The following is a 16633-nucleotide window of genomic DNA, read 5'->3' as shown; positions in this document are numbered from 1 at the left end:
CTAAACCAAACGAAATGGCATTTTGGTGAGGTATAGCATGGATTCCTTCGATACGCTTTTGTACAACGGCCGTATCGGCCAGATTGGTCGCTTTGTTTGCCCCCCCTGGCATCCGCAGTTTCCCGATACTGGCCCCATCCGGGGCATGACCGTTGTTTTTCCCCGCACCAGCGTCACCATTACCCACGTGGGTAAGCGTACCGTTGTGGGTGATCCAAATGTGGTCATGTTCTACAATAAGGGGCAGCGATACACACGAGGCAAGCTGTCTGAAAAGGGGGATATTTGCGACTGGTTTGGCTTTGCTCCGCAAGTTGTCATCGAGGCATTGCGCCCTGTTGATCCCCATGTGGATGACCGCTGGAACGAACCGTTTTTGTTTAGTCACGGCCCCAGCACCAGCAGCCTCTATTTGCAGCAGCGGCTGCTGATTGAGGCACTTAGCCAGGAAAATCCCCCCGATCTGTTTTATGTAGAAGAAAAAATGCTGGCAATTTTGCACGAAGCCATTCAGATTCGGTATGGGTGGCAACGGCCGTTCCCCCAAAAAAGCATCGCCACCCAAAGAAGCCACGCCGAGCTAGTTGCCGGTGCCAAAGCGATTTTGGCAACGCGGTATGCCGAACCACTCACCCTAGAGACGCTGGCCAAGGCATTATACTGCTCCCCGTACCATTTATGCCGCATTTTCCGCCAGCAAACCGGGCAAACCATCCACAAATACCTCAACCAGATGCGCTTGCGGGCGTCGCTAGAGCTGGTTGCGGCCAACGATACCTCTTTAATGGAACTAAGCGTGGCTCTGGGCTATGCCAACCACAGCCACTTTTCGGCGGCATTTCGCCGCGCGTTTGGCGTGCCGCCCTCCAAGCTGCGCCAAAATCCCACAACCTTGATGTTACAAAAAATGAGCAATTTTTTGACAGTCTAAAGCTGCGCCATTGCGTATCCTGTTTGTGAAATCCACTTACATTTTCACAACGGAGGTTACACAATGACGAGAAAAAGATTGTTTACAGTTGCCAGCTTGAGCGCGGCTCTGCTTTTGCTGATTACATTGGCAATTGGTGCTGCGGCCAACGGCCGTATCGCCGAGCCAGATGCCAACATATTGTACCAACTGGATGGTGAGCAGTTGGCCGATGCGTTTGGCTGGATTTCGATGGATTTGGGCGATATTACTGGGGATGGCATTGGTGATTTGCTTACCACTGCCCCTTTTTACATTGACGGTGCTGGAACCCCGGCAGGCAAAGTCTACATTTACAACGGAGCCGATGGCACTTTGCTGCATACCATTACGGGAAGCAGCGGTGCCATTTTTGGCTACAGCGCCAATACGGCTGGTGACGTGAATGGTGATGGCGTACCAGATTACGTGGCGGGTGCCATCATTGGTAGCTACGCTGAAGTTTATTCAGGGGCAGACCATAGCTTGCTGCTGCGTCTGGATGGCGAAGGGGGCGACTGGTTTGGTTCGGCCGTTTCTGGCGCGGGTGATGTAAACGGCGACGGACACGCGGACATCATCGTTGGGGCGCGATTTGCCAATGCAGATGCTTCTGGCGCTGCCTACCTGTTTTCTGGTGCCGATGGCGCATTGCTGTGGCGGCAGGATGGCCCGGTGGCCAATGCCCAGTTGGGCAGCGGCACTGGCCTGGTGGGTGATGTGACGGGCGACGGCGTGCCGGATCAGGTGATGGGTGCGATGAACGCAGGGCCATTTAACGGCGGCGAAGCCTATGTGTTCTCCGGTGCAGATGGCAGCTTTATCTACACGCTCACGCCCAAAGTGCCGGAAGATGCGGTGGTCTTTGGCCAATTCTTTGCCTCTGGCGCAGGGGATTACAACGCGGATGGCACACCGGACATCTTTGTGGCCGATTATGCCGCTACGGTGGACGGCAATCCCGGCACTGGCAATGCCTTTGTCTTCTCTGGGGCAGACGGCCGTCGTTTGGTAACGTTGAATGGCCGGGAACCAGGTGGCGGCTTTGGCCCTGGCCGCGCCTCGGCTGACTTCACGGGCGATGGCTACGGTGATTTGGTGATTGGCGCCTGGACGTCCAGCGCAGCCTCGGCTGCTGGTGGGCAGGTGCTGGTCATCTCTGGTAACGGCTCACGCGCCGCCCAGGTGGTACAAACCATCACGGGCAACATTGCAGGCGACAACCTGGGCGTAGATGCCATTCCGCTGGATGATATTGACGGGGATGGGCAGATGGACTTTGTGGGAACGGCCGTAGGCAATAACTTCTTTGGCCTAGACATTGGCCGCGTCTTTGTGGTTGCTGGTGGACAAAACCAGCCCGTCCGCACACGCTAAAACAAATGCCACAGAGGACACAGAGCAAAAAGAGAAATCAAAATCTCTAGGCCGTACGCACTTGCCCTTACTAGACTACAAAAGTCTTGGGTCAAATGATGTTAATTCCAGACAGAGTAAGACTTTTGTAGTCTTTACCGCGTAAGTCCTAATCTCATAAACCTCTGTGCTCTCTGTGACAATTCTATTTACCAAACGCCCAGCGCAGGAAATGAGGAAAAACCTGCGCCCAGGTGTCGTAATTGTGCCGCCCCCCTGGCACTTCCACGTAGACAACCTCTTCGCCCCGCCGAAAGCCAATTTTTTCTAGCTCATCAATTAGCTCTAGCGTGTCCTGGATGGCATCAATAACGCCATTGTTGTCTCGGTCGCTGGCTTCGTCCTGGGTGGCGGCTTCAAACCAAAGGCGCAGCGCAGGCTTTTCGGCCGTTTGTTTCACCATTTCGTGGGCGATGAGCTGGTTGGGCGGCATCTTTGTTTCATCTTCAGCCGCCCGCCACCAAAAAGAGCCAGACATAACTCCGACAATGCCAAACAGCTCTGGCTGGTTCCAGGCAATGTCGAAGGCAGACAAGCCCCCCAGCGAGACGCCAAAAATGCCAATCTCAGCCGGATTCTGGCTGGTGCGGAACTGTTGGTTGATGGCGGGCATCAGTTCGGCGGTGAAGAAACGGCCGTACTCGCCAGCCTTCGTTCCTAAATTTTGCGCGTTGGGGCAAACGGCCGTGCCGTACTCCTGCAGCCGGTCTTCGTTGGTTGGCACCGCCACCACAATGATGGGCCGAATCTGCCGCCGCTGGCACAGCTTGGCCAGCGTCTCCCGAAGTTGCAACGCTTCCTGATCCTGCCCGTCGTTAACGTAGAGGGTGGGGTAGCGGCGGTTGGCTGCTTGTGCGTAGCCCGGCGGCAAAAAAACAGTAATCTCCCGGCTGTTGCCCAAATGCTTGGAAGCAAAATTAGGTAGGGTGACAACCTCAACAGTTGCAAGAAGTTCTGCACGCCGCCTTTTGGTTTCGTAGATGATTAGGATGAGGAGGAGGGTGAGAACGGCCGTAAGCAAAATTAAATATTCAATCATAAGGATGGATATGCTATTATTTATGCACTCATTTTCTCGGTCATTTGAAAGCAGTGCATCGTTGTTTTAGCGTTTCTTGAACTTAAGGACAAGCAAATGAATTCACCTGAATACTATACTCATAAACTAAATGAACTTGGTCTTACCAACATAGCATTCAGCATATCAAATATTGAGGAAGCTAAAGTAGCACAAAAACAAGCACGAGAGGCTCAAAAACAACTCAGGCAAATAAAAAAGGATATTAACCTTGATATCAAAGAACTTCGTGCTCATTACCGACAAAAAAGTTCAGGTGCTGGGTCGGGATCATCAGCCGCACTTCAAATCCTTGGTAAGAAGAAGCTGGCTGGTCAAGTACGGGCGGAGGCAAAACGCAATTTAAGACGAGAAAAGGATTCAACAATTGCACCTTATGAAAGATTGAAACACTCTATTGACGATTTGCTTTCCCAACTTGATAATGTAAAGGTTCAAGCACAACTGTTCATTAAGGAAAGAAAAGATGAAATTGCTTCCTCGTTAGAAGAATTAAAAACAGTACATTATCAAACGCCAGAGGCTGCTAATGAGTTTATTATCCCCCCAAAACGGTTCCCAGTGCCAAAACCTAATGCCCCTTCCTTAACTTATCAAATTGATCAGATCGAGCCAACCAAACCAACTAAGCGTGAAGGTAGTGTGGTGACTAAATTATTTAGGCCGCTTAGACAAAAGTTAGAGGATGAATACCAAGAAAGACTGCAAAAATATGAGATGAAATTAAAGGATTGGGAAGAATCAAATGAGCAGGCGAAAGAACTTTATGAAAAAGAGGTTGCGAACTACCAAGCCCGAATGGTGAAATGGAATGAACAAAAAGAAGAATTCGATAGTAAAGAAAGTTTAATAATAGAAAACATCCAAGCTGGTGAGCCAGGCGCAATAGCACATTTCATAACTACGAAGCTAAATTCATTGGTTTTTCCTTTACCAGTAAACATCTCTATTTCTGTTGAAGAAGATTTAACTATTGTAATAGATGTCAATTATCCGTTAATTATGGATTGGCCGCTCACTCAAAGTGATTCAGCAAAAAGAAAGGATTATGTTACACATTTACATTCGATTACTTTCCGAATGATTGGAGAGGCTTTTGGTTATTTACCTAACGTTAATATTGTAAAGTTTTCTGGCTATATAACTAAACCGAGCAAGAGGACAGGCAAGCTGACAAAAAAGTACATTTTTAGTACAAAAATTGAACAAAAAATGTGGGCAGAAATCAACTTCAATAACATCGAATGGATTGATGTTGTTGAATGTTTTGGAGAGTTTGAAACAAGACGAAAAATAACCAAAACAGGCATAATTTCCGAAATCGTGCCGTTGTAAAGAACCAATTTCCTTTGCTCAGGATAGTCTTTGGTAAAGCATCCCACGCATCTTACAACTGCACAAATCTGGCGCAAAGGAAAGTGGCTTTCAAATGAGGTTGAGCGAGATTTTTCGCTGCGCTCAAAATGACAATTGAGGGCTTCGGCTAATCCACGGCCGTTTCTATTTGCCACAACTGCTGCATTTCTTCACAACGACCCAGCAATTCTTCCAGTGTACCTTCATCCTCGATACGGCATCAAAAATATTAACGTCCTCCCAATATCTTGTGCCACTCACTATGTTATAATCGGCCTAACTTTGGTGCTAAAGTTATTGGAGACCGATGATGGAAGCTAAATTTATTTTAACCGATTATGTTGATCAGGCATTGGCGCGAGCACATTATGACAAGTTGGAAGATGATACTTTTGCTGGGAAAATCCCGGAATGCCCTGGCGTCGTTGCCTTTGCCAAAACGCTTCGCCAATGTGAACAAGAACTGCACTCCGTGCTAGAGGACTGGTTACTCGTAGGTCTTAAATTGGGTCATCATTTGCCAGTTATCGCCAATATTGACCTCAACCAGGAACTGGTTCATGGGTAAATGGGCACCTTGCAAACGCCGTAAATTCATCAAGAGATTGCGGCGACTTGGGTTCGAGGGGCCATTTTCTGGCACTCGCCACCAATTTATGCTTCTGGAAAATCACCGCTTGGCAATTCCCTCAAATTCTGAATATTCTGTACCTCAACTCCGGTTTATGTTGAAAGAAGTGGAAGGCATTTTGCAGCGGGAAATCTCCCCAGATGAGTGGAACAATTTAGGTTAATTTTCCATCTGCCATAACTGCTGCATTTCTTCACAGCGAGCCAACAGGTCTTCTAATGTGCCTTCGTCCTCGATACGGCCGTCCCGCAACACAATCACATGACCTGCCCGCCGCAAAGCTGCCCGACGGTGGCTCACAACCAAACAAGTCTGCCTTTCTTTGCTTCCTTTGCCACTTCGCGCCTTTGCGTTAAAAACACGTTCCCACAGAACCTTCTCCGTCTCCACATCCAGCGCGCTCGACAAATCATCAAAAACCAGCAGCTCCGGCTGGCGCACAAACATGCGGGCGGCGGCTACACGTTGGGCTTGTCCACCAGACAGTCGTTGGCCGCGCGGCCCGACGATGGTGTCTAGCCCTTGCTCCATGTCGGCTAAATCTTGCTCGAAAACGGCCGTCTGCACCGCTCCCATCACATCCACTGCACCTTCCGGCAAGCCCAGCAACATGTTGTCCCGAATCGACTCGCTGAACAGGCGCGGGATTTGCATGGTGGTGGCTACCCTGGGTGGAATCATAAACGTGGCGGGGTCTGGGACGGAACGGCCGTTCCACACAATCTCGCCACTGTCTGCTGGGAGCAGCCCCAGCAGCACCTTGAGCAGCGTCGTCTTGCCTGCGCCGATGCGCCCTGTGATAACCACAAACTGCCCTGCACTCAGTGATAAATTGATGTCGTGGATGCCGTTTTCGCTGCCAGGGTAAGTGAAGTTGAGATTTTTGACATGCAGGGTTTGTAGGATGTGAACGGCCGTTTTGGGTGTTTGTAGCAGTGGCGGCAGCTTGCCATCCAGATGCAGCTTTTGGGGCGCAACAACCTCGCCAACTGGCGCACCCTGCATCATTGTTTCCATGCGCTGTGTAGAGATGCCCGCCTGCTTGTAGCCAGTAATCATCCGGCTAAAGATGCGGAATAGCTGCGTAACGGGCCAGATGTAGGCCGCAAACAAGGCAAAATCGCCCAGCGTAAACGTGCCAACATACATTTCCCGCGCCGCCAGCAGCAAAATAAGCCCCATCCCAACTTCAATGGTGCCCGTGCTGAGGGCATCTACCAGTTGAACAATCAGCTTGTCGCGCACCATCGTCTGTTTGCGCTGCTCGTTGATTTCGCGGAAGCGATCAATCACCCGCGCCTCGGCATTGGCCACCTTGAGCGCCTGGGTGCTGTTGAACATATCGGCAATCATGCCCGTGACCTGGCTGGTGGCCTGGCGGCTGGCTTTGCGATACCGCTTGGCGCGTTCCCCCAGCCGCTGGGCAATGCCCACCACAATCAGCAGCGGCACAAAGGTGCCCAGCGTTACCGGGACGCTAATTTGCAGCATGATCGTCACCGAAATGCCCGCGCTGATGAGCAGCCCAATCACGTCGTCCACGGCTACGATGGCCATGAGCAAATGATCTGTGTCGTCGCGGAAGGTACTGACGGCTTGCCCGGTGGACATGCTGGTACCATCTTCATTTTGGGGTAGGGGGCGCGAGCCAGGCATTTGCAGCACCCGCGCCAGCATGTTGCGGATGAGCAGATTGTAGGAGATATGCTCAAAGTTGATGAAGGACCAGCCCGCCAACATCTGGGAAACGGCAACGATGATGGCGTAAGCAATTTGTAGCCCGACGATAGGCCACAGCGGCAGCGCAAAGCTGGATTCGCCCGTGAGGCCGTTGAAAAAGGCGCGCAAAATCAGCCCCAGCGCGGTGGTGAAGGCAAAATGAATCGAAATGGTGATGATGTCGGCGGCGTAATATTTTGGTTCGTAGCGGATGAGCCGCCAATAATAAGTGAGCGTATTCATAAGGTTGTTAAAGTGACAGGCACGGGCAGTAGAGTGTTTCTGATGCCGGATCGTTCCGCCCGGACTGTCACTTAGGTCTTGCTAGGTAATCGCCTCCTCTAACCCTGTTACTAAAAGTTGGGCAAAGTGGGAGTTGGGATCGGCGGCGAGGTGGGTGCGACGGCCGTATTCCTCAATACGGCCGTTTCCCAAAATCATAATCTCATCGGCGCGCTGCACGGTGGCCAGCCGATGGGCGACGATGATGCCCGTCCGATTCGCCAGCAGCTTGTCAATGGCTTGCTCAATCTTCATTTCGGTCACCGGGTCTAGCCGCGAGGAGGCTTCATCCATAATCACCAATCCCGGATCGGCCAGGAAGACGCGGACGAAGGCCAGTAGCTGCGCTTCGCCAGCGGAGAGGCTGGCGTCGGCTTCCAGCGGCGAATCGAGCCCGCTGGGCAGGCTGTTTAGCCAGGGCATCAGGCCGAGATCATCTAGCACCGCCAATATTTGAGCATCGCTGACGGCACTGTCGAACAGCGTCAAATTGTCTCGCACGCTGGCGTGGAAAAGCTGCACCTCCTGGGTGACGAGACCGATGTGGCGGCGCAGTTCTGCCTGTTTGGCATCGCGCAAATCGAACTGGCTACGACCGTTTCCCAGCAAAATCGCGCCTTCGGTGGGGTCGTAAAAGCGGAAGAGTAGCTTGGTGAGGGTGGTTTTGCCGCTGCCGGTGCGCCCCAGCAGCCCCAGCACCGTGCCGGGTTCGAGGTAGAAATCAATGCCCTGCAAAATCATCGTTTCCGGATCGTCGGCATAGGCAAAGGTGACCTGATCGAAGGTGACGGCCAGCGGGCCAGCGGCCACGTCCACGCCAGGGCCATCGTGCATGGTGGGCTGCTCCGCTTGCAGCGCCATGATGCGGCGAATGCTGGCGGCAGCCCGCTGCAAATCTTCTACCTGGCGATTGATGCGCCAAAGCGGTTCTTTAATGACGTCAATATAGTAAAAAATGAGGTAGATGCCGCCAATCGTTAAAGCCCCGTCCTGGAACAGGGTAGTGCCAAAGATGTGGGCGGCGATGTAGGCCAGGGTAAAGACGCCCAGCGGCATATTCCAGACAAAGACGTTCACTTTGATGGCGCTGCGGACGCGCAGCCACCGTTCGCGCCCCAGCCGCAGCATCTTTTGCAAAATATATTCCTCGGCTGCGTTGGTGCGGATCGTTTCGGTGCCGGTGAGCCACTCTTCCAGAAAGCCGAACAGATCGGCTTCAGTTTTACGCAACGCCTCCCAGCGCGGCACGGTGAGGGTACGGAGGTAGTTCAATGCCAGCACGCCGAGGAGGGAAACGGCCGTAATCGACACGCCCACTCGCCAATCCACTACCCACAGCAGCACAATCACGCCGATGTAAAGCAGCAGGTTGCTGGTAAGCTGGATGAACAGTTGCGAGAAGAAGTTGGCTAGCTTGTTCACGTCGCCGTCCACCCGCTCGATGAGCTCGCCCGGCTTGTGCTGCTTGTGGAAGGCCATGTCCAGTCGCAGGCAATGGAAGGCTAAATCAGCCCTTAAGGCGTTGGTAGCCGTCCAGGCCACGTTTTCACCCACGTACACCGCCGCCAGGGCAATTGCCTGCCGCACGATGGCCACGCTCATGAACAAAACGGCCGCTCCCAGGAGATTGTTGAGCCCTTGCTGGAAAGCGGCCGTTCCCGTGGCAACGGGTTCGCTGGCAGAATCAATAAAATATTTCACGATTTGCGGATTTGCCAACTGCAAACCGATGCTGACAGTCAACAGCAACGCCAGCCACCAAACTTGCTTTTTTTGTGGTTTTAGGTAGTTGGCTAACAAATCCCAGTAAGCTTTGAAGGGCAGCGTAATTTTTTGCAGCATGATTCAGTTTTCAGGTGACAGTCACTTTCAAAGTGACTGTCACCTTTAACCAGGCATTTCTTCCGACAAAAAAAACCCCGCGTACCTGCGGGGCATCATTTTCGGGCGATTTTACCTGTGTGGGAAACGGCCGTCAACCACTGAAAAACCAATCACGAATATCACGAATTAAAAAATATTCGTTTCATTCGTTGATTCGTGCCATTTGTGGTGATTTTTTCTAGCACGTCCGGTAAACTCGGTGAAAACGTATAAACTAGGAGCGTGACATGGAATATCGCAGATTAGGAAATTCTGGCCTGAAGGTCAGTGCATTATCGTTTGGCTCTTGGGTCACCTTTAGTGCCCAGGCAGATGTAGATTTGGCTGCCGAAATGATGGCGGCGGCATACGATGCGGGCGTCAACTTTTTTGACAATGCCGAAATTTACGCTCATGGCAAATCGGAAGAGATTATGGGGGCGGCACTCAAGAAGCTGGGCTGGCGGCGCGACAGCTACATTGTCTCTAGCAAGGTGATGTGGGGCAGCGTGAAGAATGCCAAGCCCACCCAGCGCGGCCTGAGCCGCAAGCACGTTATGGAAGCCTGCTACCAGGCACTGGAGCGATTGCAGGTGGATTATTTGGATTTGTACTTTTGCCACCGCCCGGACCCGGAAGTGCCGATGGAAGAGGTCGTTCGCAGCATGAACACGCTCATCGAGCGGGAGAAGGTGTTTTACTGGGGCACGTCGGAATGGTCGGCGCAGCAGCTAATGGAGGCACATAGCGTGGCGCGACAGTATAATCTTATCCCCCCCACAATGGAGCAGCCCCAGTACCATATGTTTCATCGGTATCGGTTTGAGGTGGAATACGGCCGTCTCTACGACACCATCGGTTTAGGCACCACCATTTGGTCGCCGCTGGCCTCTGGTTTGCTCACTGGCAAATACAACAACGGCATCCCCGAGGATTCCCGCATGAACCTGCCCGGCTACGAATGGCTCCGCAGCATGTTAGAAAGCGAAGAAGGGCAAAAGCGGCTGCAATCTGTCCAGAAACTGGTGCCGATTGCCGAAGAGCTAGGCACAACCATGCCCAAGCTGGCCATCGCCTGGTGTCTCAAGAACCCTAACGTAAGCACCGTCATCACCGGGGCATCCAAAGTGTCGCAGGTAGAAGAAAACATGAAGGCACTGGACATTGTGCCGCAGCTAACGGATGACGTGATGGAAAAAATCGAAGCTGTTCTAGACAACAAGCCCCAACCAATGGATTTCCAGTAAAACGATTGTGGTTAGGTGACAGTCATTTTTGAAAATGACTGTCACCTTGAGAAAGAGCCGATGGATGAAAATTCATATTGCGTATTGGGTAGAAAATCACGGAATATGCAATATGATTTCTTTATGAAGGAGGTACGATGATGCGATTTGGAAACCAGGAAGTAGCGGCAGGATTGTTATTTTTTGTGGCTTTGGGGTGGCTGGTTGTGGATATTGTATTGTCAGTGCCGCAACAGGCACCTGCGCTTTGGCCTTTGATCCCGATGTTTATTGCAGTTGTGTGGTATGTTGCCTTGGAGCATTTCCGCTCGCAAAATCAAGCGGAAAAGTAATCATTGCTGAAGCTGTACGAGATCACGCACGCGACTGAAATCCAAGCCTCGCCAGAGATTGTTTGGCAGCACGTGATTGATGTGGACATTGCTGCCTTTGATCATCCTGCCTATTTTGCGCTGCTGGACATCCCCAAGCCGCTGAATGCCGAGGTGACGAAGCCAGGTGTGGGTGGTCGGCGAGTGGCGTATTTTGCAAACGGCCGTACTTTCACCCAAACCATCATTACCTGGCAACCTCACACCCAGTACGACTTCACTTTTCAGGCCAGCCCTAACTTCCGTGCAGGCTATCTGCTCAATTTGGCTGATGGCCCGTTCCAAATGAAATCGGGTTCTTACAAGATTGTGCCTCAGGATGGCGGTGTGCGGCTGTTTTTAACGAGCCAATACCAGCTGTGTGGCATCAGGGGCTTTTTTCTGGCTGTGCTTGTACGGCAGGTGCTGAACTTGTTCCAGCGGTATTTGCTGCGCGGCATTAAGGCAAATGCGGAGCGGGAAGCAGGTCATGCCTAGAGGGTCGGTTTCTGTTGAGGTGGAGGCGAGTTGTACGGCCGTATTCAATCTCATTCATGATTACGGCCGTCGGCTAGAGTGGGATACGCTACTCAGCAAAGCGTGTTTGCTGGATGGGGCGACAGAAGCGGGGGTGGGGGTTCGCTCATTGTGCGTGGGCACGTGGCAGGGGTTGTTTTTGCCAATGGAGACGGAGTATGTACGGTTTGAGCCTGGGCGCGTTGCGGCCGTTTCTCTCACGAACAATCCCCCATTTTTTGACCATTTTGCTGCCACCATTCGCCAAAAACCGCATGGTGAAAATCGTTCTCAGGTCACCTGCATTTACTTTTTTCGCGCCCGACCAAAACTTTTAGAATACCTCATGAACCAAATGCTGCGGCGAGAGACACAAATACGGCTGAATGCTTTGCGCTTTTACTTTTCATAAGAAAGTGGCTTATGCAATTCAATTTTCACTTTAGTGGAAATTAGTCGATTGAAGAAGTGTTGAAACACCGGGTTAAATATTGTATAAAATTCTGAAGTTTATTTGGTTCAATTAGTAGTGTTTCTTGCTCAAAAAGGTCTTTATGAATGAATACAAGCTTGCTGCAATAATTGACGATGCATACCGAAGCAAAACTAGACGCCTTGGTTTGTCAGGGCGAGGAATTAATTCTTTACCTCCAGAAATTGGTAAACTAAAATATTTGGAGGAATTAAATCTTAATGGGAATAGTTTGTTATCTGTGCCACCAGAAATTGAAAACCTTCAAAATCTTAAAATTTTGGAACTCAATGATAATGAAATAACAATACTGCCTCCCGAAATGGGTAAACTAATGAATTTGGCAAGTTTAAGATTAATGAATAATAAGTTGACTAAACTGCCCAATGAGATCGGAAATATATCTAAATTAAGAGAATTGGATATTGGAAATAATCAAATTGAAGATATTCCAACATCAATTGAGAGATTAACAAATCTCACAAAATTCTTCTTAAACAATAACAAACTCACAAAATTGCCTAACTCGATTTCAAAACTTGTTAATTTGCAGCAACTTGATTTAAGAAATAATAATATTACTGAGATTACACCTGAAATAAGGATGTTATTCAATCTACAAGCATTGTTTTTAGAAGGGAATTCAGAATTGAGAATCCCCCCTGAGATTCTTAAATATGCTCACCAGCCTGATTTGATTTTTCGATATTACTTTCAATCATTAGGTGAAGAGAGCTTGCCATTACGAGAAGCAAAAATGATTCTTGTGGGAGATGGACGTGTTGGTAAAACCTCGATTGTAAGACGGTTAATCTCAAACACATTTGATGTTAATGAGAAAATAACTCCTGGTTTAGCTATCAATTCTTGGTTCATTCCAATTTTGAAAAAAAGTAATGAAGATCAAGAAATTAAAATTAGGTTAAATGTTTGGGATTTTGGTGGACAGGAAATTTATCATGGTACTCATCAATTTTTCCTAACAAAAAGAAGCTTATACTTATTAGTTGTTGATGGCACAAGCAAAAGGTCAATAGCTAGAATACTATATTGGCTTAGGCTCATTGAAAGTTTTGGAGAAGATGCTCCTGTAATCATAGTTTTCAATAAAAGTGATAAAGGAAGTTTTTGGAAAAACACCCGATACTTTAATAAATTGAGGAACGAACATCCAAGCATACAATCTTATATTCAGACTTCATGCTCAAAGAATACGGGTATTAATAGATTGTATAAAGAGATTCAAAAAGTTGTTTCTCGCATTCCACATATTCATGATAGTGTGCCAAGTAGCTGGCTTTCGATAAAAGATCGCCTGGAATCTATTCAGGAACGAGAGGACTTTATTCCGTATCAGGATTATATAAGATTATGTAACACAATGGGAGTTTTAGATTCTCAAGATCAAAAAACCCTTCTTGCTTTCTTAAATGATTTAGGGATTATATTAAATTTTCAAGATGATCGCCGATTAGAAGACACCAGTGTCCTAAAACCGCAATGGGTGACTTTTGGAATATATCAAATTTTGACATCAACTTTTATAAGACGAAATAGAGGGATTCTAAATTTACTGGATTTAGAATCAATTTTAGATACTTCGAAATACCCAACTCATAAACATATGTTTTTACTAAATATTATGAGAAGGTTTCACCTTTGCATTCCATTTGTTGATGATCCATTTTTATATTTAATCCCAGATTTACTCCCGAAATCACCCCCCCAATATAGATGGAAATATGGACCTAGTCTTGATTTCCAAATTTTGTATGATTCATTGCCGAGCAGTATTTTGCCAAGATTTATCGTTCGAATGCATAAGTATTTGTTAAATAACATTCTTTGGAGAAACGGAATTGCAATAAAACATGAGAATGCTCAAGCAATTATAAGTATAAATAGTGGCAATAAAGTTGAGATTTCGATAGTCGGCGATTCCCGAGCAAGAATAAATTTGCTAGCAATAATTCGAGCAGAATTTAGAGGAATAAATGAATCTTTTGACAAGTTGCAAATTGAGGAGGCAATACCTATCCCAGACTTCCCAGAGCATTCAATAACTTATCGCGAATTATTAGTATTAGAAAAACATAATATTAATACTTTTAAGCATCCTCAATCTGGTGCAATCATTTACGTTGATAAAATTCTTAAAGGCGTTGAAATACCACAAGCTCGTAAATTGAATGATTTCTTAGTTACTTTCAAAAAAAGCTTCAACATGAATGAATTAAAATCAATGTGTTTTCATCTGGATATAGATTTTGAAGAATTAGACGCTTCTACATTTAGTCGGTATGCAGAAGAGCTAATAAACTATTTGAATCGCAGGGGGCGATTGGGTGAATTGGTTGATTTGTGTATTAAGAAGCGTCCAAACATTAATTGGCACAATCTAACTTAAATTATAATGAGGATTAAATTAGACTACAGTAAGGTGTATCAATAATTTGAACAATTTCAGGATTTTGAAAGATTTAGATGTATTCTTAGGTTGTACGAGCTAATTCCAGGGAAACGGCGTGAGGGGCGTGATGCCGTAATAAAGCTCCACCAGGCGGCGGAAGAGTGGAGCGGCGACATCTGAACCTTCCCCGCCATGCTCCACAATCACGGCAATGGCAATTTCTGGCTGGTTGGCGGGGGCGTAGCCTACAAACCAGGCGTGTGAATTGCGCGGCGGTGCTTCAGCCGTGCCAGTTTTTCCTGCTACCTGAATGGGCAGCCCCACAAATTGGTGCGTGGCTGTGCCGTTGCTGTCGTTGGCCACCTTCCACAAACTTTCTTGCAAAATGGCTAAGTCCTGGGGCGTAAGCGGCAGCTCGCCGTTGATTTGCACCGGGAAAGGCTCTTCGGGTGCGCCGCCACCGGCACCGATGCGATCAATGAGGGTGGGGCGGTGGAGCATGCCGCCGTTGGCGACGGCCGCAATCAAGTTTGCCATTTGCAGCGGCGATACCTGCACATCCCCCTGGCCAATGCCCATATTCACCGCGTCGCCACGCACCCAGCCCTCGCCGCGCACGGATATTTTCCATTCCGGGCTAGGCACAGTGCCAGCGGCTTCAACCACGCCCACGGCTCCAGTGGGTTGCCCCAGACCAAATTGCTGTGCTGTGTTTGGGAAGAAATTGGGGTCTACCGCATCCATTTCAAAGGCCGCATCGTAAAAGCAGGAGTTGCAGGAGACCACAATGGCCTGTTTTAGGGTGATACGGCCGTGTCCGCCATCCCGCCAATCCACCTTGATAAACTCATCCCCAAGCCGGTTCCAGGTGCCGGTGCTGTTGTAAAAGGTGTCTGGCGTGTAGAGGCCACTGTTGATTGCGGCCGTATAAGTCACCAGCTTGAACGTGGAGCCTGCTGGATAGACCCCCTGAGTTGCTCGGTTCAGCAGTGGCCGATTGGGATCGTTAAAGGCTGCCCCCAGCGCCACGGCCGAATCCTGGGCAAACGGATCAAAAATGCGGGGATCATAGCTGGGGTAGCTGGCCATTGCCAAAATCCTGCCCGTGTTTACCTCTAGCACCACAGCTGCGCCTGCTTGTAACCCTAAGGATTGAATGGCTTGGGCGAGCGCTTGCTCAACGGCCGTTTGGTATTCTAAATCCAGCGTGGTGTAGACACTGCGAGCCTGTTTGGGCTCTTGCTCCTGCACGGTAGTGATGTACTCTCCGTTAGGGCCGACCACGTTGAGAGTGCCGCCGCGCTCGCCGTTGAGATAATCTTCACCCCAGCTTTCTAGCCCAGCCAGCCCCACAATCTCATCCCCAGCAAAGCCCTGCGCCTGGTAAGTCGCCAACTGTTCGGCAGGAATGTAGCCCGTGTAGCCGATGAGGTGGGGCGCCACGCCAGAGTCGGAAAATAGACGCGCCAGGCGCGGCTGCGGCTCGGCCAGTCCTTTGCCAATAAAGGGCTGAATTGTTGGGCCGTACTGCTGCATTGTGGCTTCAGTCACGTCGCCGATGGGCCAATACCAGTCTGGCAGGGCGGGGGCGTAAATTTCCTCGATTTCCTCGGGCGTCAGGTTGAGCATGGGGCTGAGTGCCGCCAGCATGGCCGGCTCGTCCTCAATTTGCCCAGGGATGACGCCCAGCGTTAGGATTGTCCCTTGATAAGCCAGTGCCTTACCGTTCACGTCGTAGATGTTGGCGCGGGCGGGGACGCGCTGCTGCATCACCAGCGTATTGCCGCCCGCTAATTCTGGCAAGATCAGCCCCTCGTCCCACACGATGCCCCAACGGCCGTCTTCAAACGCCAGCGGCACCGTGTATTCGCGGATGATGGTGCCAACTGCGGCCGTTTGCCACGTCACGCGCACTTGCATCTGAGCCGTGTTGCCATCCTGCAAAGTACCCAACGCTTGGGTGCTAATCTGCGTTACCGTCGCCGTTTGCATCGCTTCGTCGTACCGACTCACAAAGGAAATGCTGTCTACCAATGCTTGACTGCTAGGTGTGAGCAGACTGTACATCCCCAGAAAATCATTCAATTCCCAGGCGCGATAAAACGCCAGGCCAATGCCGTTGGCATCTTCGCTGGTGGGAATCTCAGTCGGGCGGGGGGTGTTGGTAGGCAGCGGGGTTAGCGTCACCAACTCGCTGGAATCCTGGATGGGTGGAATGATGCCATCAGACCCACAGGCAACCAGCAAGGCAAAAAAAAGGAGCAGGAGCAAATATTTTTTCATAGGCAAAGGCAAATTATAGCTTAGTGTGAGGCTTATAAAAAAGGTTGCTCAGCATTTAGCG

The 16633-nt window shown here is 49.7% G+C and carries 14 protein-coding genes; 10 read left to right on the top strand and 4 right to left on the bottom strand.

Going from position 1 to position 16633, the window contains the following annotated elements; genetic code table 11:
• Positions 1-37: 37 nt before the first annotated feature.
• A complete protein-coding gene (locus ACOQPM_RS21365) occupies positions 38-931 on the top strand; it encodes a helix-turn-helix domain-containing protein (protein WP_420632283.1) in 894 nt (297 codons plus the stop codon).
• 63 nt (positions 932-994) lie between these two features.
• The gene (locus ACOQPM_RS21360; RefSeq protein WP_420632282.1) at positions 995-2326 is read left to right on the top strand and encodes an integrin alpha; all 1332 of its coding nucleotides are present in this window, start codon (positions 995-997) and stop codon (positions 2324-2326) included.
• Between the two features lie 184 nt (positions 2327-2510).
• On the opposite strand, the gene ACOQPM_RS21355 is transcribed toward ACOQPM_RS21360, so the two are convergent.
• On the bottom strand, positions 2511-3404 hold the full coding sequence (locus tag ACOQPM_RS21355; RefSeq protein ID WP_420632281.1) for an alpha/beta hydrolase: 894 nt from the start codon (positions 3402-3404) through the stop codon (positions 2511-2513).
• 96 nt (positions 3405-3500) lie between these two features.
• On the opposite strand from ACOQPM_RS21355, the gene ACOQPM_RS21350 reads away from it, so the two are divergent.
• The 3 genes from ACOQPM_RS21350 (at position 3501) to ACOQPM_RS21340 (ending at position 5593) form a co-directional block, all read left to right on the top strand.
• Positions 3501-4778, top strand: coding sequence for a hypothetical protein (locus ACOQPM_RS21350; protein WP_420632280.1), 1278 nt, complete (start codon positions 3501-3503; stop codon positions 4776-4778).
• Positions 4779-5109: 331 nt separating this feature from the next.
• Positions 5110-5367: a type II toxin-antitoxin system HicB family antitoxin gene (locus ACOQPM_RS21345; RefSeq protein WP_420632406.1), complete on the top strand. Its 258-nt coding sequence runs from the start codon at positions 5110-5112 to the stop codon at positions 5365-5367.
• The gene (locus ACOQPM_RS21340) at positions 5360-5593 is read left to right on the top strand and encodes a type II toxin-antitoxin system HicA family toxin (protein ID WP_420632279.1); all 234 of its coding nucleotides are present in this window, start codon (positions 5360-5362) and stop codon (positions 5591-5593) included. Before ACOQPM_RS21345 ends, ACOQPM_RS21340 begins: the two co-directional genes overlap by 8 nt.
• On the opposite strand, the gene ACOQPM_RS21335 is transcribed toward ACOQPM_RS21340, so the two are convergent.
• Together ACOQPM_RS21335 and ACOQPM_RS21330 are read right to left on the bottom strand one after the other, a co-directional pair.
• Entirely contained in the window at positions 5590-7392 is a 1803-nt protein-coding gene (locus tag ACOQPM_RS21335) for an ABC transporter ATP-binding protein (protein WP_420632278.1), read from the bottom strand. The genes ACOQPM_RS21340 and ACOQPM_RS21335 overlap by 4 nt on opposite strands.
• An 81-nt stretch (positions 7393-7473) precedes the next feature.
• Positions 7474-9273: an ABC transporter ATP-binding protein gene (locus ACOQPM_RS21330; RefSeq protein ID WP_420632277.1), complete on the bottom strand. Its 1800-nt coding sequence runs from the start codon at positions 9271-9273 to the stop codon at positions 7474-7476.
• Positions 9274-9542: 269 nt separating this feature from the next.
• Between ACOQPM_RS21330 and ACOQPM_RS21325 the strand changes: the two genes are divergently transcribed.
• The 5 genes from ACOQPM_RS21325 to ACOQPM_RS21305 all read left to right on the top strand — a co-directional run bounded on the left by ACOQPM_RS21325 (position 9543) and on the right by ACOQPM_RS21305 (position 14286).
• Complete coding sequence (locus tag ACOQPM_RS21325) at positions 9543-10541, top strand: potassium channel beta subunit family protein (protein ID WP_420632276.1); 999 nt, start codon at positions 9543-9545, stop codon at positions 10539-10541.
• 137 nt (positions 10542-10678) lie between these two features.
• Positions 10679-10873, top strand: a complete 195-nt coding sequence (locus ACOQPM_RS21320) for a hypothetical protein (RefSeq protein WP_420632275.1) — start codon at positions 10679-10681, stop codon at positions 10871-10873.
• A gap of 3 nt (positions 10874-10876) precedes the next feature.
• A complete protein-coding gene (locus tag ACOQPM_RS21315) occupies positions 10877-11389 on the top strand; it encodes an SRPBCC family protein (protein WP_420632274.1) in 513 nt (170 codons plus the stop codon).
• A complete protein-coding gene (locus tag ACOQPM_RS21310; RefSeq protein ID WP_420632273.1) occupies positions 11382-11819 on the top strand; it encodes an SRPBCC family protein in 438 nt (145 codons plus the stop codon). Before ACOQPM_RS21315 ends, ACOQPM_RS21310 begins: the two co-directional genes overlap by 8 nt.
• Before the next feature lie 142 nt (positions 11820-11961).
• Positions 11962-14286, top strand: a complete 2325-nt coding sequence (locus ACOQPM_RS21305) for a COR domain-containing protein (protein ID WP_420632272.1) — start codon at positions 11962-11964, stop codon at positions 14284-14286.
• Between the two features lie 99 nt (positions 14287-14385).
• Here the strand turns inward: ACOQPM_RS21305 and ACOQPM_RS21300 are convergent, their stop codons facing one another.
• Positions 14386-16572, bottom strand: a complete 2187-nt coding sequence (locus ACOQPM_RS21300) for a penicillin-binding transpeptidase domain-containing protein (protein ID WP_420632271.1) — start codon at positions 16570-16572, stop codon at positions 14386-14388.
• Positions 16573-16633 lie beyond the last annotated feature (61 nt).

The sequence above is a fragment of the Candidatus Leptofilum sp. genome, from assembly GCF_965223525.1.
Taxonomy (GTDB): Bacteria; Chloroflexota; Anaerolineae; order Promineifilales; family Promineifilaceae; genus Leptofilum.
This window is presented reverse-complemented; position numbering and strand designations above follow the sequence as displayed.